Source organism: Roseobacter sp. TSBP12 (genome assembly GCF_009129705.1).
GTDB lineage: Bacteria > Pseudomonadota > Alphaproteobacteria > Rhodobacterales > Rhodobacteraceae > Celeribacter > Celeribacter baekdonensis_A.
Genome location: NZ_PYIB01000049.1, coordinates 1 through 23,074, shown reverse-complemented (window position 1 = coordinate 23,074; position 23,074 = coordinate 1). Strand labels below are relative to the sequence as shown.

Sequence of the window (23,074 nt, the reverse complement as noted above, 5' to 3'; positions counted from 1 at the left end):
ACTGGTACCAAAACCTTCATTTTTACGCTCCTTGTGTTAGCGGGTCGGTGTGGGAGGCACCGTGCTATAATCATAAAAACCGCGGCCGGCTTTGCGGCCGGTCCACCCGGCCTCGACGTATTTCACCAACAGCGGGCATGGGCGATATTTGCTATCCGACAGGCCGTGATAGAGCACATTCATCACCGCCAGACAGGTGTCGAGGCCGATGAAATCGCCCAGCTCAAGCGGCCCCATCGGATGGTTGGCCCCGAGTTTCATCGCCTGGTCAATTGAGGAGACACAGCCAACACCTTCGAACAACGTATAGACCGCCTCGTTGATCATCGGGACCAGAATACGATTGACGATAAAGGCCGGGTAATCCTCCGCCACGGCGGCGGTTTTCCCGATCCGTCTGACGACCTCATTGATGGTGTCAAAGGTCTCGTTGCTGGTGGACAGGCCCCGGATCAATTCAACCAGTTTCATCACCGGCACCGGATTCATGAAATGAATGCCCATGAACCGATCTGGCCGATCCGTGGCCGAGGCGAGCCGGGTCACCGAAATCGACGAGGTGTTCGTCGTTAGAAACGTGTGCTCCTGCAAGTGCGGCATCAGATCTTCGAAGATGCGCAGCTTGAGGGCTTCGTTTTCCGTGGCGGCTTCAATCACCAGATCCGTGGCCCCCACCCGCGCCATATCATGCGTGGTCGAAATCCGCGCAAGGGCCTGATCTCGATCATCGGCTGTGATCTTTTCGCGCTCGACCTGACGGTCCAGATTGCGACGGATCAACGCCATTGCCGTGCTCAACGCATCGGCGCTGATGTCGCTCAGAACAACATCCATCCCGGCCTGCGCCATGACTTGGGCAATCCCGTTGCCCATCTGCCCGGCGCCAATGACCCCTGTGGATCTGATCGTGGTCGTCATATGAGGTATACCTTTTAGTTGAAGGACTTACGCAAAGCGGCCTGAAGCTCGCCGACGATCCCTTTGCGGAACGCCAAGACGCAAATGATAAAGATCAGCCCCATGATCACGGTGACCCAGGCCCCAAGGGGACCAGAGGACAGCGTGTTTTGCAGCGTCACGATGAGGCTTGCGCCAACGGCAGGGCCGAAAATCGTACCCAACCCGCCCAAGAGCGTCATCAACACCACCTCGCCTGACATGTGCCAATGCGCGTCGGTCAAAGAGGCCAATTGGAACACCACCGATTTGGTCGCGCCTGCAAGCCCAGCAATCGTGGCGGAAATCACAAAGGCCAAAAGTTTGTAGCGGTCGATGTTATAGCCAAGCGATGTGGCGCGGGGTTCATTGTCGCGGATTGCGCGCAGCACTTGACCGAAAGGCGAATGCACCGCGCGGGCAATCACGCCAAAGCCAAGGAGGCAGACCCCCAGCACGAAATAGTACATCGCGCGGTCGTTGCTCAAATCGACGAGCCCCAAAAACGTGCCGCGCGGAATGCCTTGCAGGCCGTTTTCACCGCCGGTGAAGCCAGAGCGGATAAAGACGAAATAGACCATCTGCGCCAAGGCCAGGGTGATCATTGCGAAATAGATGCCCTGACGGCGGATCGCCAAAACGCCCACCAAAAGCCCAAGGACCATGGCCGCAGCGGTGCCAGTCAGAATGCCAAGTTCGGTCGGCAGACCCCAGACTTTGATCGCGTGACCTGTGACATAGGCCGCGCCGCCAAAAAACGCCGCATGACCAAAGCTGAGCAGACCGCCATAGCCGAGGATCAGGTTGAAGGCACTGGCGAACAGCGCAAAGCACAGCACCTTCATCAACAGCACCGGATAAAACAGCAGCGGCGCGACCAGCAACAGGGTGAGAAGGAGTGCGTAAGCCAAATATTTCTTCATGTTCCCAGCTTTCAGTTGGTGCGGCCGAACAGTCCGGCAGGGCGCAGGACAAGCACGATGGCCATCACGATGAAAATGATTGTGGAGGACGCTTCGGGCCAGAACACTTTGGTCAGCCCCTCGACCACGCCCATGGACAGGCCGGTGACGATGGCCCCCATGATGGACCCCATCCCGCCGATCACCACCACGGCAAAGACCACGATGATCAGGTTCGATCCCATCAAGGGATTGACCTGCGTGATCGGAGCGGCCAGCACCCCGGCAAAGGCTGCCAAAGCAACGCCATAGCCATAGGCCAGTGTGGTCAGAAGCGGCACGTTAACGCCGAAGGCCTGCAACAGTTTAGGGTTTTCTGTGCCCGCGCGCAGATAGGCACCGATTTTGGTGCGTTCAAACACATACCAGGTGACTGCACAGACCACCAAAGAGGCGACAACCACCCAAGCGCGGTAATAGGGCAAGAACATGAACCCGAGGTTCACCCCCCCATTGAGGGCTTTTGGAGCGGCGAAAGGCTGTCCTGAGGCGCCGAACATTTTGACGAACAGGCCTTCGATCAACATCGCCAAGCCAAAGGTCAAGAGCAAGCCATAGAGGTGATCAACGCCCGCCAAACGGCGCAGCAAAAATCGGTCAAGCACCACGCCGATAAACCCGACGATCAGCGGCGCAAGTATCAGCGCGCCCCAGTAGTCGATATGCAGGTATTTCCCAAGCAACCAAGCGGCAAAGGCACCCAACATATACAGCGCGCCATGCGCGAAATTCACGATGTTCAGCAGCCCGAAAATCACCGCCAGACCCAAGGACAAAACGGCATAGAACGACCCGTTGATCAGGCCCAGCAACAGCTGGCCAAACAGGACTTGGGGCGCGATGCCCAGCAGGTCGGAAAACATTGAGTGATCCCATTTCTTTGATGCGTAACCCCCGCCAGAACCGTGGCTCCGGCGGGGAAGTGGGTCTTATTCTATGGCTTATTTCGTCGGGCAGGTGCTTTCGGACAGCGGGCCATAAGCCTCTTCACCGGGGATGACGCGCACGATCTTCAAATAGTCCCACGGACCCGTGGACTCTTCGGGGGATTTGACCTCGGCGAGATACATGTCGTGCACCATCCGCCCATCGGAACGCAGCACACCGTTTTGAGCGAAAAAGTCGTCCACCGGCATCTCGCGCATTTTGGCCACAACCGTATCGGTATCGTCCGTTCCCGTGGCCTCGATGGCTTTGAGGTAATGCGTGACCGAGGAATAGACCCCGGCCTGAACGCCAGTGGGCATCTTGCCCGTGCGCTCATAGAACCGCTGCGACCACGCGCGGGTTTCGTCGTTCAAATCCCAGTAAAAGCTGGCGGTCATCAACAGACCCTGCGCCGTCTCAAGCCCAAGCGCATGGACATCGGAGAGGAACACCAAAAGGCCGGCGATTTTTTGTCCTGCGCTGACGATGCCGAATTCATTGGCGGCTTTGATCGCGTTGATCGTATCGCCGCCGGCATTGGCAAGGCCAATGATCTTGGCGCCAGAGGCCTGTGCCTGAAGCACAAAAGACGAGAAATCGGATGCCGGGAACGGATGCTTGGACGCGCCCAAAACTTTGCCGCCGCCCGCTTCGACCACGGCCGTCACATCGCGTTGCAAGGATTCGCCAAAGGCGTAATCCGCCGTCAGAAAATACCAGCTATCGCCGCCCTCTTTGACAATCGCGGAGCCGGTGCCAACGGCCAGAGCGCGGGTGTTATAGGTCCAGTGCAGGCCGCTTGGAATGCAGGCGTCATTGGTCAGCGGCGACGAGGCCGCCCCTGAGACCAGTGCAATTTTGTTTTGCTGTTTGGCGACTTCGAACACGGCCATGGCAACCGATGTGGTCACCAGTTCGGCAAAGGCATCCACCTGTTGGGTATCGCCCCATTCGCGCGCTTTATTGGCGGCAACATCGGCTTTGTTTTGGTGATCGGCGGACACCACTTCGATCGGTGCGCCCGCAACTGTGCCACCGAAATCTTCGATCGCCATTTCCGCGGCGGTCACGGTGCCAGGACCCGCCACGTCGGAATAGGTGCCCGACATATCGGTCAACACGCCGATTTTCACGACGCCATCGCTGATTTCGGCCTGCGCCGCACCCGCACTCAGAGCCAACACAGATACGCCCACCATAAAGTTTTTCAGAAATTTCATTGGGTCTCCTCCCTTTTGAAACGTGTCAAACACTCAGATATTCATCAAAGACGGCTTGTTTTTCTTTCAGCTCGCTTTGCAGGACACAGTCGACGATATGCCCGTGGTCCATGATGAAATGTCGGTCGGCCAAGGGGGCCGCGAATTGGAAATTTTGCTCGACCAGCACGATGGTAAAGCCGCGCTCTTTGAGCATGGTCAGCACATCACCGAGCTTATCGACGATCACCGGGGCCAGCCCCTCGGTGATTTCATCGAGCAACAACAACGTCGCTCCAGTGCGCAGAATGCGCGCCATCGCCAGCATCTGTTGCTCGCCGCCGGACAAGCGCATGCCGGGGCTGGTGCGCCGTTCGGCAAGGTTCGGGAAAATCTCGTAGAGTTCCTCGACACTCATGCCACCGGGGGCAACATGCGGCGGCAACAACAGGTTTTCTTCCACCGAAAGGCTCGCGAAAATGCCGCGTTCCTCCGGGCAATAGCCAACACCCAGCCGCGCGATCTCATGCGCACTGGCCTTGATCACCTCTTTGCCCTTCAACATGATCGAGCCGGACCGAGACTCGATCAACCCCATCACCGCGCGCAGCGTGGTGGTGCGCCCAGCGCCGTTGCGCCCAAGCAAAGTGACGAGCTCGCCTTGATAGACCGTCATGTCGATCCCGTGCAGCGCGTGGCTTTCGCCATAAAACGCATGCAGGTCGGTGATGCGCAGATCTTCGATCTTTTCGCTGCTGTGTTCGCCACCAATCTCGATCCCGGCGCTGTATTTTTCTGCCGCGCTCATGCTGCCGATTTCCCCATGTAGGCTTCTTTGACCCGAGGGTCGGACGAGACCTCGGCATAGGCGCCTTCGGTCAAAATCGCACCGCGCTGAAGCACCGTGATGCGGTCACATAGGGTCGAGACGACCCCAAGATTGTGTTCCACCATCAAAATCGTGCGGCCTTTGGCGACGCGGCGGATCAACTCGGTGATCCGGTCCACATCTTCGCGCCCCATGCCTTGGGTCGGTTCGTCCAACAGCATCAGTTTCGGTTCCATCGCCAGCGTCGTGGCAATCTCAAGCGCACGTTTGCGGCCATAGGACATGTCGGCCACCTCATCATTGGCAAACCGCAACAGTCCGACCAAATCCAACAGCTCCTCGGCGCGCTCATTGAGGACGTTCAAAGAGCTTTCCGCGCGCCAAAAATGAAAGGACGTGCCAAGTTGGCGCTGAAGCGCGACGCGCACGTTTTCACGCACAGTCAAATGCGGAAACACCGCCGAAATCTGAAACGACCGGATCACGCCCCTGCGCGCGATCTGGGTGGGCCGCGCCGCTGTGATGTCCTCGCCATCCAGCAGGATCGTGCCACTGCTGGGCGTCAAAAATTTGGTCAGTAGATTGAAGACAGTGGTTTTTCCAGCGCCGTTCGGACCGATCAGCGCATGGATCGTATGGCGTTCGACATTCAGGTCCACCGAGTCCACGGCAATAAAGCCCAGAAAGCCTTTGGTCAGCTTCTGCGTTTGCAGAATGAAATCTCCCGATGCATTCATCTGCGATCCTCCCTTAATCTGGCTTGTTTTGCGCAGGCGAGGGTCTCCCCCGCCCGCTGATCCGTTTTCGGGTCGTGTCTTACACAGAGACGCCTTCGGCCTCTGCCTGAGCCATTGCGCGGGCTTGATCCCGCAGGACGAATTTTTGGATTTTACCGGTAGAGGTTTTGGGCAAAGTGGTGAAAACCACCGTTTTGACCGCCTTGAAGCGTGCCATATTGGCACGGCAAAATTCGATAATCTCGGCTTCGGTCGTGGTTGCACCCGCCTTCAATTCGATAAAGGCACAGGGGGTTTCGCCCCATTTCTCATCCGGCTTGGCAACAACGGCGGCCAACATGACGGAGGGATGCTTGTACAGCACATCCTCGACCTCGATCGACGAGATGTTTTCGCCGCCAGAGATGATGATGTCCTTCGAGCGGTCTTTGATCTCGATATAGCCATCAGGATGGCGCACGGCGAGATCGCCAGAGGCAAACCAACCGCCACGGAACGCGGCGTCAGTGGCCGAGATGTTTTTCAAATATCCCTTCATCACGTTGTTGCCGCGCACAAACACTTCGCCGACGGTTTCACCATCGCTTGGAACGGGCACCATCGTGTCTGGCTCTGCGACCATCAGATCGTCGAGCGCCATGTTTTTAACGCCTTGCCGCGCTTTGATCCGGGCCCGTTCGGACAGTGGCAGGGCGTCCCATTCAGAATGCCACGAACAGAACACAGAGGCGCCGTAGGTTTCAGTCAGGCCATAGCCATGGGTCACGTCAAAGCCGGCGTTTTCCATTTTTTCGATCACGATTGCAGGTGGTGGAGCACCGCCGGTCAGCACTTTGACCTCATGTTCAATGCCCGCTTTCATCTCGTCGGGGGCGTTGCCCAAAAGACCCAAAACAATCGCAGCCCCACAGAAATGAGTCACCTTTTGCGATTTGATCAGCTCATAGACCGTACTGTCGCGCACGGCGCGCAAACAGACCGACGTTCCCGCATGGGCCGCGACCGACCATGGGAAACACCAGCCATTGCAATGGAACATCGGCAAGGTCCAAAGATAGGTGAAATGGCGCGGCATATCCCATGTGTTGATGTTGGACAGCGCGTTCAGATAGGCGCCCCGGTGATGATAGACCACGCCCTTGGGATTGCCCGTCGTGCCAGACGTATAATTCAGGCTGATGGCGTCCCATTCGCTACCCGGCAAAGACCAGTCATCGTTTTCATCGCCTTCGGCCAGAAACGCGTCATAGGTCAACGCACCGATTTTTTTGCCGCCCTCAAAGCTTGAGTCCTCGATGTCGATGACCAAGATGTCGCCCCCCGCCATGTGCAGCGCGCGCTCCATGACTTCGGAAAATTCGGGATCGACGATCACAACCTTGGCTTCGGCATGATTCAGGATGAACGCGATGGCTTCGGCATCAAGGCGGGTGTTGATCGCATTCAACACCGCACCTGTCATCGGAACGCTAAAATGCGCTTCGAACATTTCGGGAATATTGGCAGCGATAATGGAAACCGTGTCGCCTTTCTCAATGCCCCGCTTGGTCAATGCAGACGCGAATTTGCAACAGCGCAGATAGGTCTCTTCCCAGGTGCGATGCAGATCATTATAAATGACCGCAGTCTTCTTGGGATAAATGGCGGCCGTTCGTTCAATAAAGCTTAGCGGTGACAACTGCGTAAAATTCGCGGCGGTCATGTCCAGGCCTTGATCATAGATATTATGGGATTTCACCATCGGTCTCCTCCAAAACGCGATTTCGGTTTCACTATCTTCTTAAGTTTTCCGAAAGATTTCTGAATTGATACGAATTGTAACAGTGGCACGAGTTGGTCTTTCGAAGACATAAGAAATCGCGCAAACATTTGTGCAAACGCGACTGGATCAGAGGTGAATTGTGACAACGACATGGGCCAAGCCCCCCCCTCACGACAGCCTGACACAGGCCGCTCTTGACCATGTGTCAGAGGGCCTGGGCGTCTTTGATGCGCAATTGCGACTGGTATCGTGGAACAGAAAATTTCAGGACTTCATTGGCTTGGGGGATGTCACACTTCAGGCGGGTACGCCGCACAAGGCTTTGTTCAACCATGCTCTCAGCCCAAAGGACGCGCCCCTGAGCACCGTTTTGGCCAGGGTGCGGACCAATATCGAAGCCGCGAGCAAAGGTGAAAGCCACTGTATCAATTGTGAATTGCCCGATGGTCGGGCCATCCGATTTAGCGCCGCTCCCTTGCTCGGCGGCGGGGTTGCGGCGGTCTACTCCAACATCACCGAGCAAAATCAGCGCGAAACCGATCTGGCCCGGCGCGTCCATGAACGCACCGCCGCGCTGCAACTGAGCGAAAATCGCCTCAACATCATTGCCAACGAAGTGTCTGCAGGGATTGCCCATGTCGATAAAAACATGCGGTTCTCCTATGTGAACACCCGGTTCGCACGCGCATATGGGTTGCGGCCCGAGGATTTCATCGGCAAACCCTGTAGCGCCATTCTTACGCCTGAGACCCTTGGCAAATCCAACCATTTCTTTGAACAAACGCGGCGCGGCGCAGCGGTGGATTTTGCCATGACCATCCGCCTGCCTGATGGTCGCGACAAAGAAATCAGGACATTCCTGCGGCCCGAGCAACCGTCGCGCGGCGAGGTGATCGGCTTCTTCCTGTTGTCGATCGACATGACCCGACAAAAGGCCGCCAATGCCGCACTGTTGCAAAGTCAAAAGATGGATGCGCTCGGACGTCTCTCAAGCGGCATTTCGCATGATTTCAACAATTTGCTGACGGTCATCTTGGGCAATCTCACGCCCTTGGCGGATCGGTTGGATCAAACAGAGCTGAACGAGGAATTTTTAGCCCCGGCCATCGCCGCCGCCCGGCGCGGCTCTGATCTGACGCGGCGTCTGTTGTCTTTGGCACGCAAACAGCCGATTGATCCACAGCCCGTCAGGACAGATGACATATTGGATGGGCTGGTCAAACTGTTGCGCCCCACCATTCCCGAAACCATTGAAATTTCCGCCAAAAGTGCGACAGATCTGCCTTTGGTCTTTGTGGATTTGGCACAGCTTGAAATGGCGCTGTTCAATCTTGCGGTGAACGCCCGCGACGCCATCGGGGACTGCGGCATGATCGAACTGCGTCAGGACGTTGTGTTTTTATCTCCGCTCGAGGCCGAGCCGGACCGACTGGCCAGCGGGCATTTCCTACGGCTTCAAGTGATTGATAATGGTGAAGGCATGACAGAGGACAGCCGCGAGCGAATTTTCGAGCCGTTTTACACGTCCAAGGATGACGGTGCCGGATACGGGCTTGGGCTGTCCATGGTCTATATGTTTGTCAAACAATCCAATGGCGCCATTCGTGTCGAAAGCGAGCGCGGTCAGGGCAGCACCTTCACCATCCTTATTCCTGCGGTGGATGATGCTGATCTGCCGGAGCCTGACGCCGGCGAAAGTCCCGGAGCCCAGCTTTTGGCCGCGCAAGAAAGGCCCGTGACCTTGCTGGTTGACGATGACGCGGATGTGCGGCGGGTTCTGCGTCGACAACTTGTCGACGAAGGATATCCCGTGATCGAAGCCGCCAATGCCCGCGACGCACTGGATTTGTTGAAACACATCTCTGAAATTCGCCTGTTGATCAGCGACATTGCCATGCCGGGCGGTATCTCCGGTCTCGATCTGGCCTGCGAGGTCTTCAAAAACCACAGCCGCGTTGGCATTTTACTGATGACCGGACAAGCCACGCCGCCGGACCAAAGCTGTCTTGGTGTCAAACTGCCCATTTTGCGCAAACCCTTTGATCGCACGCTCTTGCAACAGTCGATCAAACAGGTGCTGAGCATCAAAGAGGAGGACACATGAGCAAAACCGTCTATCTGCTCGAAGATGATCCGGGCGTCGCCGCCGTCATTGACCGGGTTTTGGTTAACAATGGGTTCAAAGTCGACTGGTTTCGCTCCCGCGTGGCCTTGCTTAGCGCGCTCAAACTGGCCCAGCCTGACGTCTTTCTGGTGGATTTGGGCTTGCCCGACGCAGATGGGCTGACCCTGATCCGCGAAGACATCGGCCAAAGCGGTACGCCAATCATCATTGTCAGTGGCAGAGGCGATATCATGGACCGGATTGTCGGCCTCGAATTGGGGGCGGATGACTATATTGTCAAACCCTTCGAGCCGCGAGAACTTGTCGCGCGTGTGCGGGCCGTTCTTCGACGCAGTCAAAGCCACGCCCCCGCCCCCGAAGGCGCACAGGATATTGCCAAGTTCGCCGGATGGACGGCCTATTTTTCCTCCTCTCTTTTGGTTTCGGAGAGCGGGGGAGAAATTCATTTGAGCACGGCAGAAAACACATTGCTGCGCCTTTTTGTGCAAGCAACGGGTCGGATTTTAAGCCGGGAAGCGCTGTTGAATTTGACGGCAGGGGATCGTCTGGAAAACTTTGATCGCAGCGTCGACGTTCGGGTCTCCCGGTTGCGTCGCAAATTGAAACATGGCGACAATCCCCACGAAATCATCCGCACGATCTATGGGGCCGGATATGTGTTTGTCGCGCCCGTGGAATGGCCCACGACACTCACATTGGACGCATCTTAACACCAACCAGAATGTGCCGGGCCGTTTCAACAGACCACGTCATCTGGCGCAGATCGGCAGACCACGGGGCGCAGCTTATGCCCGTGTCCAAACTTTCAGGAACAGCTCACACAAAATGGCCTGCCCCGTCTCCGAAGCAGGCCAGGGATTTACATGTTCGGCGTCCTTCAGCGGACAACGAAAACCGAACATTTGGAGTGCCGCACAACGCGGGCCGCATTCGGCCCCAAGAGGTAGTCTTTGAGATCCGGTCGATGTGCACCAAGGACGATCAGGTCGGCACTGTCCTTTTTTGCCGTTTCAAGGATTTCATGGTAGGCCGTGCCAACCGCCACCAGATGGCGCACTTTCGCGTTGACCTCTGGTCCGAGCGCCTCTTCCACCAGATTACGCAGGGCCTGTTTCACCTTGTCGCGCGCGTCTTTCGTGTGTTGCTCGTCGAAATATCCGCCGACCCAACTCATGCCATAATCGGGCAGAACGGTGATCACATCAAGCTGCGCCCCTTCGGCGGCGGCCAGACGCGCGGCGGCTTGCAAGACTTTCACCTCATCTTTGACGCGGTTCACATCAACGGCACAGAGAATGGTCTGGATCATGCGGGTTCTCCTTCGAATTCGCGTTTGGAGGCCGCCCGGCGTCGTTGCAGAACGGTCACGAGGCCCAAGAGAATGAGCGCTGGAATGAACATCAACTCTTTGCGGAGCTGCTTGGCGGGGGCCTGAACATTCGTGATCTGCACTGGCTCATCCCCATAGAAATCAAAGCTCGACAGTTGTTCGGCCAGAGGCGTCCCAAACATTGGCTCATCCATGATCATGCGCTCCCCATCGACCGTGAAGATCAGCCCGAGCGCCGCAAGACGCGCGTCACCGCCGTCGACATCCGGTACAGTGAGGGCAAGGTGCGTTTCCTTTTCCTCAAGCGTATCGAAATCCGGTCCCTTCACCACGATACGCATCTGTGATCCGGCGGGGGCCTCTTCGAGCGCCTGAGCCACGGCCGTGGGGGCGGTCTCATGGAACGGCGGTTGGATCATGTCCATGAAGAAGCCCGGACGGAATAGGGCAAAAGCCACAACCAAAAGAGCCGCCGTTTCCCAGATCCGCGACTTGGTGATGTAAAACCCCATCGTCGCGGCGGTGAACACCAGAATGCCAATGGTCGCGATGATAAAGACGACGATGCCCTGGACCAGGGTCACATCAATCAACAGAAGATCGGTGTTGAAGATGAACACAAACGGCAGAGCGACCGTCCGCAGGCTGTAGAAAAAGGCGGTGAACCCCGTGCGGATTGCATCCCCGCCTGACACGGCGGCGGCTGCAAAACTCGCAAGCCCCACAGGGGGCGTCACATCCGCCATAATCCCGAAGTAGAACACAAACAGGTGCACGGCGATCAGCGGCACGATGAGACCCGATTGCGCGCCAAGCTCGACAACCACGGACACCATGAGCGAGGAGACCACGATATAGTTCGCCGTGGTCGGCAAACCCATCCCAAGGATCAGCGACAGGATCGCCACGAAGAGCAGCATCAGGATCAGATTACCCCCCGAGAGGAATTCGACGAAATCCGCCATCACTTGACCGATGCCCGTCAACGAGACGGTGCCAACAATGATGCCAGCGGTCGCGGTCGCAAGGCCAATCCCGATCATGTTGCGGGCCCCGTCGATCATGCCATCGACCAGATCGAACAGCCCCTCTTTTATGCGGGACACAGCATCGTTTTCACCACGGAACATCGCTTTGAGCGGCTTTTGTGTCAGCAGGATGAAGAACAAAAGGAAAGTCGCCCAAAATGCCGACAGTCCCGGAGATTTGCGTTCGATCATCAGAAAATAGACCAAGACGACAATCGGCAACAAATAATAAAGACCCGCCTTCCACAGCTTTGCCACATCAGGAAGTTCCATCACTTCAGCATTGGGGTCGTCGATCTCAAGCTCGTCGGTATTGGCGGCAAGTTTGATGAGGCCAATATAAACCAGACCGATCAGCACAGCGAGAACCCAGCCACTGCCCTCGGGCACCATGGAGGTGATCAGGCGCACGGGGAATTGCGTGGCATAGCACAGCCCGCCAAAGCCCGCGAAAAACAGGAACATCCCCATGACCGTACGCCACAGTGATACGACCTTGTTGCCGATGGTCGGCATGTTGTTTTTCACCGCTTCGAGGTGAACGATGTAAACCAGCGCGATGTAAGAGATGATGGCGGGAAGAAAGGCGTGTTTGATGACCTCGAAATAGGAAATGCCGACATATTCCACCATGAGAAAGGCCGCAGCCCCCATCACCGGGGGCATGATTTGACCGTTGACCGAAGAAGCGACCTCAACGGAGCCAGCCTTTTCTGCAGAGAACCCCACGCGTTTCATCAGCGGGATGGTAAACGTGCCGGTCGTGACCACGTTGGCGATGGAGGAGCCCGAAATCAGCCCCGTTGCAGCGGAGCCGACCACGGCCGCCTTCGCCGGACCACCGCGCAGGTGGCCAAGGGCGCCAAAGGCCATTTTGATGAAATAATTCCCGGCACCGGCCTTATCGAGCAGGGCACCGAAGAGGACAAAGAGGAACACGAACTGGGTCGAGACGTTGAGCGCGATACCGAACACGCCTTCGGTCGTGATCCACATATGAGACATCGCTTTGCGCAGCGACGCGCCCGCCCAGCGGATCTGATCCGGAACAACCTCTGAGGCGCCGAAAAAGACATAGCCCAAAAACACAATGGCGAGGATCACCATCACCGGGCCGAGTGTGCGATAGGCCGCGATGAACAAAAAGGTGAGGCCCGCGAGGGCGAAATAGGAGTCGCTCGTATCCGCAAGCCCGCCGTTTCCGACGATCTTCGCGTAGAAGAAATAGCCATACATGGCGAGAAATGCCCCGCCGAGCCCCAAAATCCAGTCATACCACGGCACAGAGGTTTTCGATGCCGATTTGAACAGCGGATAGGACATGGCAGAGAGGAAGATCGCAAAGGCAAGGTGAATTTGCCGCGCGTTGTTGATCATGTCACCGGGCAGGACCTTGAGACCGATCGGGGAGGCCAGAAGCACCTGGAAAACCGACCACAACAGCGCCACTGCCGCGATCGCCTTGCCCAATGTTCCCGCCACATTGCGGGCGCCACTGTCGGAGGCCGCAACCAGTTCCTGAAGCTCGTCTTCGTTCAATGCACGTTTTTCAGTGTCTGTCATTCTGTATACCCCACCGTCCCTGTTGTGTTTTTATGGGAAAAGGGCGGCACTGATGCGCCGCCCCTGAAATGTTTGGCCGATTATTCCATCCAGCCTTTTTCTTTGTAGTATTTGATTGCGCCCGGATGCAGCGGAGCGGAGAGACCGTCTTTGATCATCTCTTCCGGCTTCAGGTTGGCGAAGGCCGGGTGCAAACCCTTGAAGTCTTCGAAATTGTCGAAAACGGCAGAAACCACAGCATAAACCGCATCCTCGGAGACATCCGCAGAGGTCACGATGGTCGCGCCGACACCAAAGGTTTTCACGTCTTCATCGTTGCCGCGATACATGCCGCCCGGCATGGTCGCCACGCGATAGTACGGGTTGTCGGCAACCAATTCGTCGATGGCGGGCCCCGCCACTTCGACGAGGACGGAGTCACAGGCGGTGGTGGCTTCTTGAATGGAACCCGACGGGTGACCCACAGTATAGACCATGGCGTCGATCTGGTTGTCGCACAGCGCGGCCGATTGTTCCGAAGGCTTGAGCTCAGTCGCGAGGGCGAAATCATCCGTGGTCCAGCCAAGTTTGTCCATCACCACTTCCATGGTGGCGCGCTGACCAGAGCCTGGGTTGCCGATGTTCATGCGTTTGCCTTTAAGATCCTCAAAGGTTTTCACCCCCGCATCGGCGCGCGCCACAACGGTAAAGGGTTCCGGGTGTACGGAGAACACGGAGCGCAGGCCTTCGAACGGCTCACCCTCAAATTGCACGACACCGTTATAGGCGTTGTATTGAATGTCGGATTGGGCAACGCCGAATTCCAGCTCGCCTTCCTTGATTGTATTCACGTTGTAAACCGACCCGCCGGTGGATTCGACCGAGCAACGCACGCCGGTTTCCTTGCGGTTTTTATTGACGAGACGACAGATTGCGCCGCCCGTCGGATAATACACGCCCGTCACACCACCGGTGCCGATGGTGACGAACTCTTCAGCCATCGCAGAGCCTGCGATCATGGCGGAGGCCGCGGCAGCGGCAAGGCCAAGTTTCAGGTGTTTGGTCATAGGTGTCTCCCTTAGTGATTTTCCGGTCATCCCGAGGCACTCACGCCTCACAGATCGACCACTTCTCCAAGCGCCCGATTGTGGCGCTCGATCTCTGATATGCGTTCCACGACATCCGGCCCGGCTTTTTGCGCGAGCATCGCCATAATGACTTCAAGGAAAAAAACCGTGGTCGTGTAAGTGTTAAAAAAGTTCGGAGTTTCCCCTGTAATGATGAAAGACGTGTTGGTATGGCGCAAAGCGGGACACGCATAGCTGTCCGTGATCACGGCCACATGCACTCCTTGGCGGCGGGCGATCTCGGCGGCATTGACCGATACGCGTGCGGACGGCGACATGGTGATCACGATCATCGCATCCCTTTGGTTCATGTCACTGAGCGCAGAGCCATAAGATGACCCCATCCGCCCGGCGAGTCGCCACTTCCCTCCTAGGAAATTTGCCATGTAACCCGCATATTCGGCAATCCCCGTTGATCCCAAAGCCCCAACGATAAGCACGCGGCGCGCGTGATGTAGCACGTCGATCAGCTTTGCAAGCTCAACCTGATCGAGCCCGTGCACAAGGCCTTCGAGATTGCTTTGGGTCATTTCTAGAGAGCGCATCAGCAGGTCCTCGACGTCGCCTTTGGGCGCCTCTCTCAGGTCCTTGGCGCGTGTCGCAAAGCTCGACACTTTAAGCGACAATTGTGCACGCACCGCTTCGCGCAGAGTTTCAAATGTTTCAAACCCCAAGGCGCGCGCCAGACGACTAAAGGTCGCCGGAGCGATTCGCGTCTCTTGTGCGATTGATCTCAGGGAGCGTGTGACCACATCAAGCGGGTTTTCGACAAGATAATCCCCGGCCTCGCGCAAACGCGGGCTCAGTTCGGCGTAATATTCCGCCAATCTTTGCTGATAACTTGCCGACACCGCGTTCCCCAAGGCCACAAAAAGACTTTCCGAGACTGTTTCAATTGTTTCAACTCTTGTCAATGTTTGGCTGATGCGTTTCAAATTTACAAAGGGCCTGACCCGGTTTGGCCTCTTTTCGCCCTCGGAGCACATCAATGACGCATGTTTTCTATCGCAATTCCCGCAGCACCCCGCCGAAAGCCATACGCGGCGATGGGGCCTATATTTATGATGACACCGGCAAGCAATATCTCGATGGCTCCGGCGGTGCGGCGGTGTCCTGTCTTGGGCATTCCGATCCAGATGTAATTGCAGCGGTTCAGACACAGGTCGCCAGCCTCGACTTTGCGCATACCGGGTTCTTCACCTCTGAACCGGCTGAAGCCTTGGCCGAGCGCCTGATCGCTCATGCGCCCGAGGGGCTCGACAAAGTCTATTTCGTCTCTGGTGGCTCGGAAGCGGTGGAAACCGCGCTCAAAATGGCGCGGCAGTATTGTGTCGAGATCGGTGAGCCACAAAGGACCCGTTTTATCTCTCGCCGTCAAAGCTATCACGGCAATACCTTGGGCGCGTTGGCGGTGGGCGGCAATGTCTGGCGCAAAGCGCAATTCGCCCCGCTTTTGGCCGAGACCTCCCATATTGCCCCCTGTTACGCCTATCGTGGCCAGGAAGAGGACGAAAGCTTAGAGGCCTATGGCCAGCGTGTCGCAGATGAGTTGGAGACAGAGCTTTTGCGGGTGGGGCCAGAGACGGTCATCGCCTTTATCGCCGAACCCGTTGTCGGCGCAACGCTGGGCGCTGTGCCCGCCGTGCCCGGATATTTCAAACGCATTCGCGAGATTTGCGACCGCTATGGCGTGTTGCTGATCCTCGATGAGGTGATGTGCGGTATGGGGCGCACAGGGACGCTTTTTGCCTGTGAGCAGGACGGGGTCGCCCCCGACATCCTCACCATCGCCAAAGGCTTGGCGCCGGGTATCAGCCGATCGGAGCGACACTTTGTTCGGCGCGGATACACGCGGCCTTTGCGCAAGGATCTGGCTTTTTCCAACATGGGCACACCTATATCGGCCATCCGGTGGCCTGTGCGGCGGGCCATGCGGTGGTGACGAAGCTGACCGAGGGAGGCATGGTCGCACGCGCGGCTCAGATGGGCGAAAAGCTCGACATTGCTCTACGCGATGCTTTCGGCAATCACCCGCATATCGGTGATATACGCGGGCGCGGGATGTTCCGCGGGCTAGAACTCGTCGAGGACCGCGCCAGCAAAGCCCCTTTTGATCCTGCGCGTGGCATCAACAAGCGCGTGAAAGCCGCCGCTTTCGAAGCGGGGCTGATCTGTTACCCAATGGGCGGCACTGTGGATGGGCAGCGGGGCGATCATGTACTGTTGGCGCCGCCGTTCATCCTGACCGAGGATCAGATCGGCGAGTTGATCGAGAAACTGGGCATCGCAGTCGACGCGGCACTGGCATGAGTGCGCAGTCCCGCATCTATGCCCACGCCTCTGTCAGGCGTCACAAGACCAATGGAACAAAGGCAATCATCAGGTAGACGAAGATCAAAGCCATGAGGTAAGGGAAAACCGCCTTTGTGATCCGTTCGATCGGCAAGTTGGCCGTTGTCGAGGCGACGAACAGGTTGATCGCCACCGGCGGCGTGACCATGCCAATCGCCAGTCCGACGACGATGATGATCCCGAAATGGACGGTATCAATGCCCAATTGCATCGCCAAAGGCAAAAGCATCGGGGTCAGGATGATGAGGGCCGATGCCGTTTCCAAAAACACCCCGGTGACAAGGATCAATGCCATGATCAACAAGAGAAGCACATAGGGGTTGGACGACAGCGACAAAGCATATTCTGCGATGGCTGAAGGCACTTGCCAACTCGACAAGGCCCAACTCAGCACCGACGAGGACGCGATCACGAACATGATGACCGCGGTGGTCACCCCCGCGCGCATCATGATCTGATACAGGCCTTTCAAGGTGAGATCGCGGTAAATGAACAGCGAAACGATGATGGCATAGTTGACCGCCACGACCGCCGCCTCAGAGGGGGTGAATACCCCCGAAAAAATACCGCCCAAAATGAGTAAAGGTGCCATGAGGCCCCAACTTGCAGACAAAAGCGTGCGCCAGATGGTCGAAAGATTGAACGGCGTCCCGCGCGGATAGGCACGGCGATGCCCCTGCACGAGAGCGATTGCGATCAAACCGATCCCCATGCAACGCCTGGGATAAAGCCATTCAGGAACAGTTTCGCCACAGATTCCTGGGCGATCACCGCATAGATGATCATCGGAACGGACGGCGGGATCACCACGCCGATGGTGCCCGATGCGGCAATCAATGAGGCGGCGGCGGCGGGATCATAGCCCTTGCGTTTCAGTTCCGGCACAAGGCTTGCGCCCACGGCGGCTGTCGTCGCGGCACCGGAGCCGGAAATGGCGGCAAAGAACATCCCGGCAAGCACCGAAACGATGGAGAGGCCGCCTTTGATAAAGCCAAACATACTGTCGGCGAAGGCGACGAGACGTTTGGAGATTTCCCCCTGCGCCATGATATCGCCCGCCAAGATAAACATCGGCACGGCGACAAAAGCGAAAGAGTTGATGCCGGAAAACATCTGTTGCGGCACCACCATGAGCGGGACGCCTGACAGGTTCAACGCCGTCATAGAGGCCGCGCCGATCACAATCGCGACCGGAATGCCCATGACAAGAAAGACAACGAAAAGACCAGCCAGAACGAGGCTCATTCATTCAACTCCGTCCGGGTTTCACGCGGTGCCTGCCCGGCCAAAAGCCGGATCAGATCGATCAGAGACAGTCCCGCCATAATCGCAGTGGCCAAGGGCATAACCGCGTAAATATAGGTCATGGACAGGCGCAAGGATGGCGATTTTTGATAGCTTTGCATGTTCATGTAGCGCCAGCCGATAACGGCCAAGGTCACAAGAAACGTAAATGTCACAACGATCCCCGCGCCGGACACGATCCGGCGCAAGGTCAACGGCAGGCTGTCCCGCAAAAGCGCGACAGCAATGTGCCGTCCTTGTTGAAAGGCCAGCGCAGCGCCAAGAAAGGTGATCCAAATCAACAGAAAACGTGCAACCTCTTCTGTCCATCCTACGGAGGTGAAAAACACCCGTGACACGATTTGAAGCGTGATCACGCCGGTCAGACCAATCATTCCCGCAAAGACGACAGGTTTGAGGACTTCGCCCACCCCCCGATCCATCCACGCCAGCACTTTCAACATTTACTTCAGCGCCTCTTGGATGCGCGGCAGGTAGTCGCCAAATTTCTGGCCATATTTTTCATACACAGGTTCAAGCGCCGCAGAGAAGGGAGACAGATCGGCATCTTCGATCACATTCATGCCCGATGCTTTCAATTCTGCAAGCTGCGACGCCTCAGCTTCGGCATTCATCTTGCGTTCATAGGCGGAGGCGTCTTTGGCGGCTTGCAGGACAATCTCTTGCGCGTCGCCGGAGAGTTTACCCCATGCGGGCATCCCCATGACAAAAACCGCAGGCGCATAGGTGTGGCGCGTCATCGTCATGTTGGTTTGGGTCTCATTCAATTTGAACGAATAGACCACACCAACCGGATTTTCCTGGCCATCAATCGTACCCTGCTGCATCGCGGTAAGCGCCTCTGTCCATGCCATCGGCGTGGCGTCGGCCCCAAGCGCGCGGAAGGTGTCGATGTAGACCGGGTTTTCCATCACACGCACGCGCAGACCATCAAGATCGGCGGGGGTGCGCACCGGGTGGCGCGAATTTGTCAGGTTCCGAAATCCACGTTCGGCGTAAGCCAAGCCTTTGAGGTTCACCTCGGACAGACGATCAAGCAACTCTTGACCGATCTCGCCATCGAGAACGCCATAGGCGGCTTCGGGGGTCTTGAACAGGAACGGCAACTCAAACACGGCCATGTCTTCGACAAAGTTCGCAACCGGGCCGTTGGTGATGATGCCCATGTCAACGGTGCCAATTTGCATGCCTTCGAGAAGGGTGCGTTCGTCTCCCAAAGTGGCGTTGGGGAAAATCTCGACAGTGATCGCGCCGTCGGAGCGCTCAGACACCAGCTCTTGAAACTTGGTGGCGGCGATCTGATAGGCGTCCTGTTCGTTGACCACATGCGCCAAGCGCAAAGTGGTCGGCTTGATCTCAGCTGCAAGCGGCACTGTGTGTGCCATCAAAGCCGTGGCCGCAAAAGCAACAGTGGTGATAAAGGTCTTCATGTTGGTCCTCCCAAACGTACGATAAGGGCATTCAAAGGTGCCGAGATCAAAAGACATCCCGAAAAGATCGCTAAGCGTCATAAAGATACGCAAGGCATCTCCAAAATGCGGATTTATTGCGCATATGGCGTGAAGCCAGTTTGGAATGCAAGCCGGTAGGTTCATTTCCACTGCGATCTGCGATAATGTTTTTCGCCTCAAAGACCTCCACATGACAGATCAAGCGCAGGCCGCCCCCAAGTCCCACCAAAGAAGAATATTCTCCCGCCGCCATGGCAGCCAAGGGAACCCTGGTCCGATGGCCTGCCCGAGTGGCACCACCGACTTCCCAAACGCCTGCGTTTTGCAACGCCTCCGTACCTTGCAAACAGGCGCTGTGCGCACTTCACGGCTTGAACCTTGCGGCTGGCTCATGTCTACCCGCGCAGAAATCAAGCGTTCGCAATACGGATCACGAAACCATGTCAGAGAGAGCCCCAAAAGGCGCATCTATCGTTTTTGAGACCGTCGGAAAGGCCTTCACCAAACCCGGTGGCGGCACTGTCTCCGCAGTTGACGATGTCTCCCTCACCGTCGAAGCCGGTGCCATCACTGGCATCATCGGCCGCTCTGGGGCGGGCAAATCGACGCTCCTGAGGATGGCCAATGGGTTGGAACGTCCGACATCCGGCAAAGTTTTGGTCGGCGGTCAGGACGTCGGCACAGCTCAGGGGGCGGCCTTACGGGCGATCCGGCGCGACGTCGGGATGATATTCCAACACTTCAACCTGTTGGCCTCGCGCACCGTGGCGGGCAACATTGCCTTGCCGTTAGAAGTCGCGGGCGTACCGAAGCCAAAGATCAAAACCCGCGTGGCGGATTTGATTGACCGTGTTGGTCTCACCGCACAGGCTGATCGCTACCCTGCAGAATTGTCTGGCGGTCAAAAACAACGCGTCGGCATCGCCCGCGCTTTGGCAACAGAACCAAAGGTTTTGCTGTCTGATGAGGCCACATCGGCCCTGGACCCCAATACCACCCAAACCGTGTTGGAGTTGCTGAAAGACATCAATCGCGAGCTGGGCCTGACCATCCTGTTGATCACCCATGAAATGGCCGTGGTGCGCGACATCGCCAGCCATGTGGCGGTGATAGACAATGGCAAAATCGTTGAGGCCGGGACGACATATGATGTGTTCACCGCCCCCCAGCACCCGACCACACGCGCGTTTCTCTCCGGTGTCTTGGGCGTCACGCTCCCAACCTTTCTCAAAGACAAAATCCAAGACACGCGGCCCGTGGGGCCCGCCGAAGAAGTGGTCCGCGTGACCTTTGCGGGCAAACACGCGACCGACCCGATGCTGGCGCTTTTGACCCGCGACTTGGGGCTTCAGGTCAACATCCTTGCGGGTGCCGTGGAAGAAATCGGAACCCGGCCCTTTGGCAATCTTTTGGTCTCGCTTGATGCCGCAAAGGGCGCCGATGCGCGGGCGTATCTGGAACGTCACGGGCTTTTGACGGAGGTACTTGGCTATGTCGGCTAATCTCATCGCCCTTTTGATCGAAGCCACTGGGCAGACTCTCTATATGGTCGCCATTTCGACCCTTCTCGGCACAATGTTCGGCCTGCCTTTGGGGGTGTTCCTTGCGATTTCACAGCGCGGAGAATTGCTCTCCGCACCTTGGGTGAACAAAGTGCTTGGGCTGGTGGTCAATGCCACCCGCTCTGTGCCGTTCATCATTCTTGTCGTCGCGATCATCCCGTTCACCCGCGCCATTGCAGGCACCTCGATCGGCACCACCGCGGCGATCGTACCGCTGACCATTGCCGCCGTGCCGTTTATCGCGCGGCTGGTGGAAAATGCCATTCGCGAAGTCGACAGCGGGTTGATTGAGGCGGCGCGGGCCATGGGCGCGACGCCGTTTCAAATCATTCGCAAGGTCTTGGTTCCCGAGGCGCTTCCCTCCATCACTCTTGGCCTCACCCTCGCCGTTGTCAGCCTCATCGGCTATTCCGCCATGGTCGGGGCCGTCGGCGGCGAAGGCTTGGGCGATCTGGGCATTCGGTATGGCTATCAACGGTTTATGCCGGACGTCATGGCCGTTGTCGTCGTCATCCTCATTGTTCTCGTCCAGCTTGTGCAATCCATCGGAGAATGGATCGCTGCTCGCGTGGACAAACGCGCGCCCAAAGGGCGTGGTCAATAATACGCAAACAAAGGAGCAAATATATGCTGCGTCTTGCAACTCTTACCTCTCTTCTTGCCCTCGCCGCTGCGGCCACCATGGCCGAGGAGATCAAAGTCGGGGTTTCCCCCGGCGAGCATGCCGAGATCATGGAAGAAGTGGCCAAAGTGGCCGCGCCCATGGGGCTTGATATCGATGTGGTCGAATTTTCCGACTATGTGATCCCGAACACCGCTCTGGCCGATGGTGACATCGAAGCCAACTCGTTCCAACACGTGCCTTATCTGGACAACCAGATGAAAGATCGCGGCTTTGACTTGGTCGTCGTCGGCACCACCATCACCACCCGATGGGGATTTATTCCGACAAGATCGACGATCTTGCCACGCTCGAAGACGGTGCCAAAGTGGCGATCCCGAACGATCCGACCAATGGCGGGCGGGCGCTTTTGCTGTTGCAGGATTTGGGTCTGGTGACTTTGACCGACGGCACGGGTCTGGTGCCCAGCCCGCTTGATATCGAGGAGAACCCCAAGGGGCTGAAGTTTCTCGAACTCGACGCCGCGCAATTGCCGCGTACGTTGGCGGATGCGGATATCGCAATCATCAACACCAATTATGCCATCGCCTCTGGCCTCAGCCCAAAAGACGATGCCATCGCGATGGAAAAGGCTGAAAACCCCTATGTGAATGTGATCGTGGTCCGCAAGGGTGACGAAGATCAGCCCTGGGTCAAAACACTCGTGGACGCATATCATTCCGATGAGGTCAAAGCCTTTATCGACAACAGCTACCACGGCGCTGTGATCACATCTTGGTAAAACAAAAGCGGGCCGCCCGGCTTTCGGCCACAAGGGTACGGCCCGCTTTTGTCCTATGTCTTTAGATTAAAATGCGCCAGCATCCGGGCAATCGCCGCCTATATGACAAGCGCGGCCGCCAGGTGCTTTGGCTCGCAAGGGCCAATCTGCGCTGATTGGGGTTTAGGTTTTGGGGATTTCCTGACGCGCCATACTCTGGCTAAGGCGGTAGCTTTCGCCATTCATTTCAAAAGACTTTGATGTGGTGGGTCAGACGGTCGAGGAGCGCGCCAGTCAGGCGTTCCTATCAAAGGTTACAGGCCATTCATCGAGTGACAGGTTGCTTGTGGTCAGCGTGGGGCCGCGCTCGTAGTGTTGGAAGATCAACTCGAACAGAAGTTCGGTCCCGGTTTTGCTCAACGGCACAAAGCCCGGTGCTTCGATGATCAACAGCTAGTAACCCACCATCTGTTTTTGAAGCCGCAGAAGCCTGCGTTCATCCTTCGGGTCAGATGGCC

General features: G+C 57.1%; 17 protein-coding genes and 4 pseudogenes. 6 read left to right on the top strand and 15 right to left on the bottom strand.

Going from position 1 to position 23,074, the window contains the following annotated elements:
* Positions 1 to 36 precede the first annotated feature (36 nt).
* The 7 genes from C8029_RS15090 to C8029_RS15060 all read right to left on the bottom strand — a co-directional run bounded on the left by C8029_RS15090 (position 37) and on the right by C8029_RS15060 (position 7,331).
* The gene (locus C8029_RS15090) at positions 37 to 918 is read right to left on the bottom strand and encodes a 3-hydroxybutyryl-CoA dehydrogenase (RefSeq protein WP_009574215.1); all 882 of its coding nucleotides are present in this window, start codon (positions 916 to 918) and stop codon (positions 37 to 39) included.
* A 14-nt stretch (positions 919 to 932) separates the two neighbouring features.
* On the bottom strand, positions 933 to 1,859 hold the full coding sequence (locus C8029_RS15085; protein WP_009574217.1) for a branched-chain amino acid ABC transporter permease: 927 nt from the start codon (positions 1,857 to 1,859) through the stop codon (positions 933 to 935).
* Positions 1,860 to 1,870: 11 nt separating this feature from the next.
* Complete coding sequence (locus C8029_RS15080; protein ID WP_009574219.1) at positions 1,871 to 2,761, bottom strand: branched-chain amino acid ABC transporter permease; 891 nt, start codon at positions 2,759 to 2,761, stop codon at positions 1,871 to 1,873.
* Between the two features lie 78 nt (positions 2,762 to 2,839).
* Entirely contained in the window at positions 2,840 to 4,045 is a 1,206-nt protein-coding gene (locus C8029_RS15075; protein WP_009574221.1) for an ABC transporter substrate-binding protein, read from the bottom strand.
* 25 nt (positions 4,046 to 4,070) lie between these two features.
* Positions 4,071 to 4,700, bottom strand: a complete 630-nt coding sequence (locus tag C8029_RS15070) for an ABC transporter ATP-binding protein (RefSeq protein WP_442852433.1) — start codon at positions 4,698 to 4,700, stop codon at positions 4,071 to 4,073.
* A gap of 128 nt (positions 4,701 to 4,828) precedes the next feature.
* On the bottom strand, positions 4,829 to 5,590 hold the full coding sequence (locus C8029_RS15065) for an ABC transporter ATP-binding protein (protein WP_152003207.1): 762 nt from the start codon (positions 5,588 to 5,590) through the stop codon (positions 4,829 to 4,831).
* A 79-nt stretch (positions 5,591 to 5,669) separates the two neighbouring features.
* Positions 5,670 to 7,331: an acyl-CoA synthetase gene (locus tag C8029_RS15060; protein ID WP_152003206.1), complete on the bottom strand. Its 1,662-nt coding sequence runs from the start codon at positions 7,329 to 7,331 to the stop codon at positions 5,670 to 5,672.
* A 160-nt stretch (positions 7,332 to 7,491) separates the two neighbouring features.
* Here C8029_RS15060 and C8029_RS15055 point away from each other — a divergent pair, with 160 nt between their 5' ends.
* Both C8029_RS15055 and C8029_RS15050 read left to right on the top strand, forming a co-directional pair.
* Positions 7,492 to 9,456 (top strand): hybrid sensor histidine kinase/response regulator, encoded by a 1,965-nt coding sequence (locus C8029_RS15055; RefSeq protein ID WP_152003205.1) that lies wholly within the window; start codon positions 7,492 to 7,494, stop codon positions 9,454 to 9,456.
* A complete protein-coding gene (locus tag C8029_RS15050; protein WP_009574228.1) occupies positions 9,453 to 10,187 on the top strand; it encodes a response regulator transcription factor in 735 nt (244 codons plus the stop codon). The genes C8029_RS15055 and C8029_RS15050 overlap by 4 nt, the downstream gene beginning before the upstream one ends.
* A 167-nt stretch (positions 10,188 to 10,354) precedes the next feature.
* Here C8029_RS15050 and C8029_RS15045 read toward each other — a convergent pair whose 3' ends face one another.
* The 4 genes from C8029_RS15045 to C8029_RS15030 all read right to left on the bottom strand — a co-directional run bounded on the left by C8029_RS15045 (position 10,355) and on the right by C8029_RS15030 (position 15,355).
* Positions 10,355 to 10,786, bottom strand: coding sequence for a universal stress protein (locus tag C8029_RS15045; protein ID WP_009574229.1), 432 nt, complete (start codon positions 10,784 to 10,786; stop codon positions 10,355 to 10,357).
* Positions 10,783 to 13,398, bottom strand: a complete 2,616-nt coding sequence (locus C8029_RS15040) for a TRAP transporter permease (protein ID WP_009574230.1) — start codon at positions 13,396 to 13,398, stop codon at positions 10,783 to 10,785. The genes C8029_RS15045 and C8029_RS15040 overlap by 4 nt, the downstream gene beginning before the upstream one ends.
* 80 nt (positions 13,399 to 13,478) lie before the next feature.
* Positions 13,479 to 14,444 (bottom strand): TAXI family TRAP transporter solute-binding subunit, encoded by a 966-nt coding sequence (locus C8029_RS15035; RefSeq protein WP_009574231.1) that lies wholly within the window; start codon positions 14,442 to 14,444, stop codon positions 13,479 to 13,481.
* A 47-nt stretch (positions 14,445 to 14,491) separates the two neighbouring features.
* The gene (locus C8029_RS15030; protein WP_226946355.1) at positions 14,492 to 15,355 is read right to left on the bottom strand and encodes a MurR/RpiR family transcriptional regulator; all 864 of its coding nucleotides are present in this window, start codon (positions 15,353 to 15,355) and stop codon (positions 14,492 to 14,494) included.
* A 137-nt stretch (positions 15,356 to 15,492) separates the two neighbouring features.
* Here C8029_RS15030 and C8029_RS15025 point away from each other — a divergent pair.
* Positions 15,493 to 16,814: pseudogene (locus C8029_RS15025) on the top strand (aspartate aminotransferase family protein).
* Between the two features lie 40 nt (positions 16,815 to 16,854).
* Here the strand turns inward: C8029_RS15025 and C8029_RS15020 are convergent.
* The 3 genes and pseudogenes from C8029_RS15020 to C8029_RS15010 form a co-directional block, all read right to left on the bottom strand.
* Positions 16,855 to 18,059: pseudogene (locus C8029_RS15020) on the bottom strand (TRAP transporter large permease).
* Between the two features lie 38 nt (positions 18,060 to 18,097).
* Positions 18,098 to 18,604 carry a TRAP transporter small permease gene (locus tag C8029_RS15015; protein WP_152003204.1) on the bottom strand — a complete coding sequence of 169 codons (507 nt, stop codon included), beginning with the start codon at positions 18,602 to 18,604 and terminating at the stop codon, positions 18,098 to 18,100.
* A complete protein-coding gene (locus C8029_RS15010; RefSeq protein ID WP_226946354.1) occupies positions 18,605 to 19,591 on the bottom strand; it encodes a TRAP transporter substrate-binding protein in 987 nt (328 codons plus the stop codon). It abuts the gene before it with no gap.
* Positions 19,592 to 20,052: 461 nt separating this feature from the next.
* On the opposite strand from C8029_RS15010, the gene C8029_RS15005 reads away from it, so the two are divergent.
* The 3 genes and pseudogenes from C8029_RS15005 to C8029_RS14995 all read left to right on the top strand — a co-directional run bounded on the left by C8029_RS15005 (position 20,053) and on the right by C8029_RS14995 (position 22,577).
* Positions 20,053 to 21,114: a methionine ABC transporter ATP-binding protein gene (locus C8029_RS15005; RefSeq protein WP_009574238.1), complete on the top strand. Its 1,062-nt coding sequence runs from the start codon at positions 20,053 to 20,055 to the stop codon at positions 21,112 to 21,114.
* Positions 21,104 to 21,778, top strand: coding sequence for a methionine ABC transporter permease (locus C8029_RS15000; protein ID WP_009574239.1), 675 nt, complete (start codon positions 21,104 to 21,106; stop codon positions 21,776 to 21,778). Before C8029_RS15005 ends, C8029_RS15000 begins: the two co-directional genes overlap by 11 nt.
* A 23-nt stretch (positions 21,779 to 21,801) precedes the next feature.
* Positions 21,802 to 22,577 (top strand): annotated as a pseudogene (locus C8029_RS14995) (MetQ/NlpA family ABC transporter substrate-binding protein).
* 162 nt (positions 22,578 to 22,739) lie between these two features.
* On the opposite strand, the pseudogene C8029_RS14990 reads toward C8029_RS14995, so the two are convergent.
* Positions 22,740 to 23,074: pseudogene (locus C8029_RS14990) on the bottom strand (ATP-binding protein); the annotation flags it as partial.

What these genes read in the sequence shown, in the direction of transcription:
- C8029_RS15080 (WP_009574219.1), bottom strand. Translation starts at nt 2,761, where the DNA reads ATGTTTTCCGACCTGCTGGGCATCGCGCCCCAAGTCCTGTTTGGCCAG.
- C8029_RS15060 (WP_152003206.1), bottom strand. Translation starts at nt 7,331, where the DNA reads ATGGTGAAATCCCATAATATCTATGATCAAGGCCTGGACATGACCGCC.
- C8029_RS15070 (WP_442852433.1), bottom strand. Translation starts at nt 4,700, where the DNA reads ATGACGGTCTATCAAGGCGAGCTCGTCACTTTGCTTGGGCGCAACGGC.
- C8029_RS15090 (WP_009574215.1), bottom strand. Translation starts at nt 918, where the DNA reads ATGACGACCACGATCAGATCCACAGGGGTCATTGGCGCCGGGCAGATG.
- C8029_RS15010 (WP_226946354.1), bottom strand. Translation starts at nt 19,591, where the DNA reads ATGAAGACCTTTATCACCACTGTTGCTTTTGCGGCCACGGCTTTGATG.
- C8029_RS15065 (WP_152003207.1), bottom strand. Translation starts at nt 5,590, where the DNA reads ATGAATGCATCGGGAGATTTCATTCTGCAAACGCAGAAGCTGACCAAA.
- C8029_RS15005 (WP_009574238.1), top strand. Translation starts at nt 20,053, where the DNA reads ATGTCAGAGAGAGCCCCAAAAGGCGCATCTATCGTTTTTGAGACCGTC.
- C8029_RS15040 (WP_009574230.1), bottom strand. Translation starts at nt 13,398, where the DNA reads ATGACAGACACTGAAAAACGTGCATTGAACGAAGACGAGCTTCAGGAA.
- C8029_RS15045 (WP_009574229.1), bottom strand. Translation starts at nt 10,786, where the DNA reads ATGATCCAGACCATTCTCTGTGCCGTTGATGTGAACCGCGTCAAAGAT.
- C8029_RS15085 (WP_009574217.1), bottom strand. Translation starts at nt 1,859, where the DNA reads ATGAAGAAATATTTGGCTTACGCACTCCTTCTCACCCTGTTGCTGGTC.
- C8029_RS15035 (WP_009574231.1), bottom strand. Translation starts at nt 14,444, where the DNA reads ATGACCAAACACCTGAAACTTGGCCTTGCCGCTGCCGCGGCCTCCGCC.
- C8029_RS15050 (WP_009574228.1), top strand. Translation starts at nt 9,453, where the DNA reads ATGAGCAAAACCGTCTATCTGCTCGAAGATGATCCGGGCGTCGCCGCC.
- C8029_RS15075 (WP_009574221.1), bottom strand. Translation starts at nt 4,045, where the DNA reads ATGAAATTTCTGAAAAACTTTATGGTGGGCGTATCTGTGTTGGCTCTG.
- C8029_RS15015 (WP_152003204.1), bottom strand. Translation starts at nt 18,604, where the DNA reads ATGTTGAAAGTGCTGGCGTGGATGGATCGGGGGGTGGGCGAAGTCCTC.
- C8029_RS15000 (WP_009574239.1), top strand. Translation starts at nt 21,104, where the DNA reads ATGTCGGCTAATCTCATCGCCCTTTTGATCGAAGCCACTGGGCAGACT.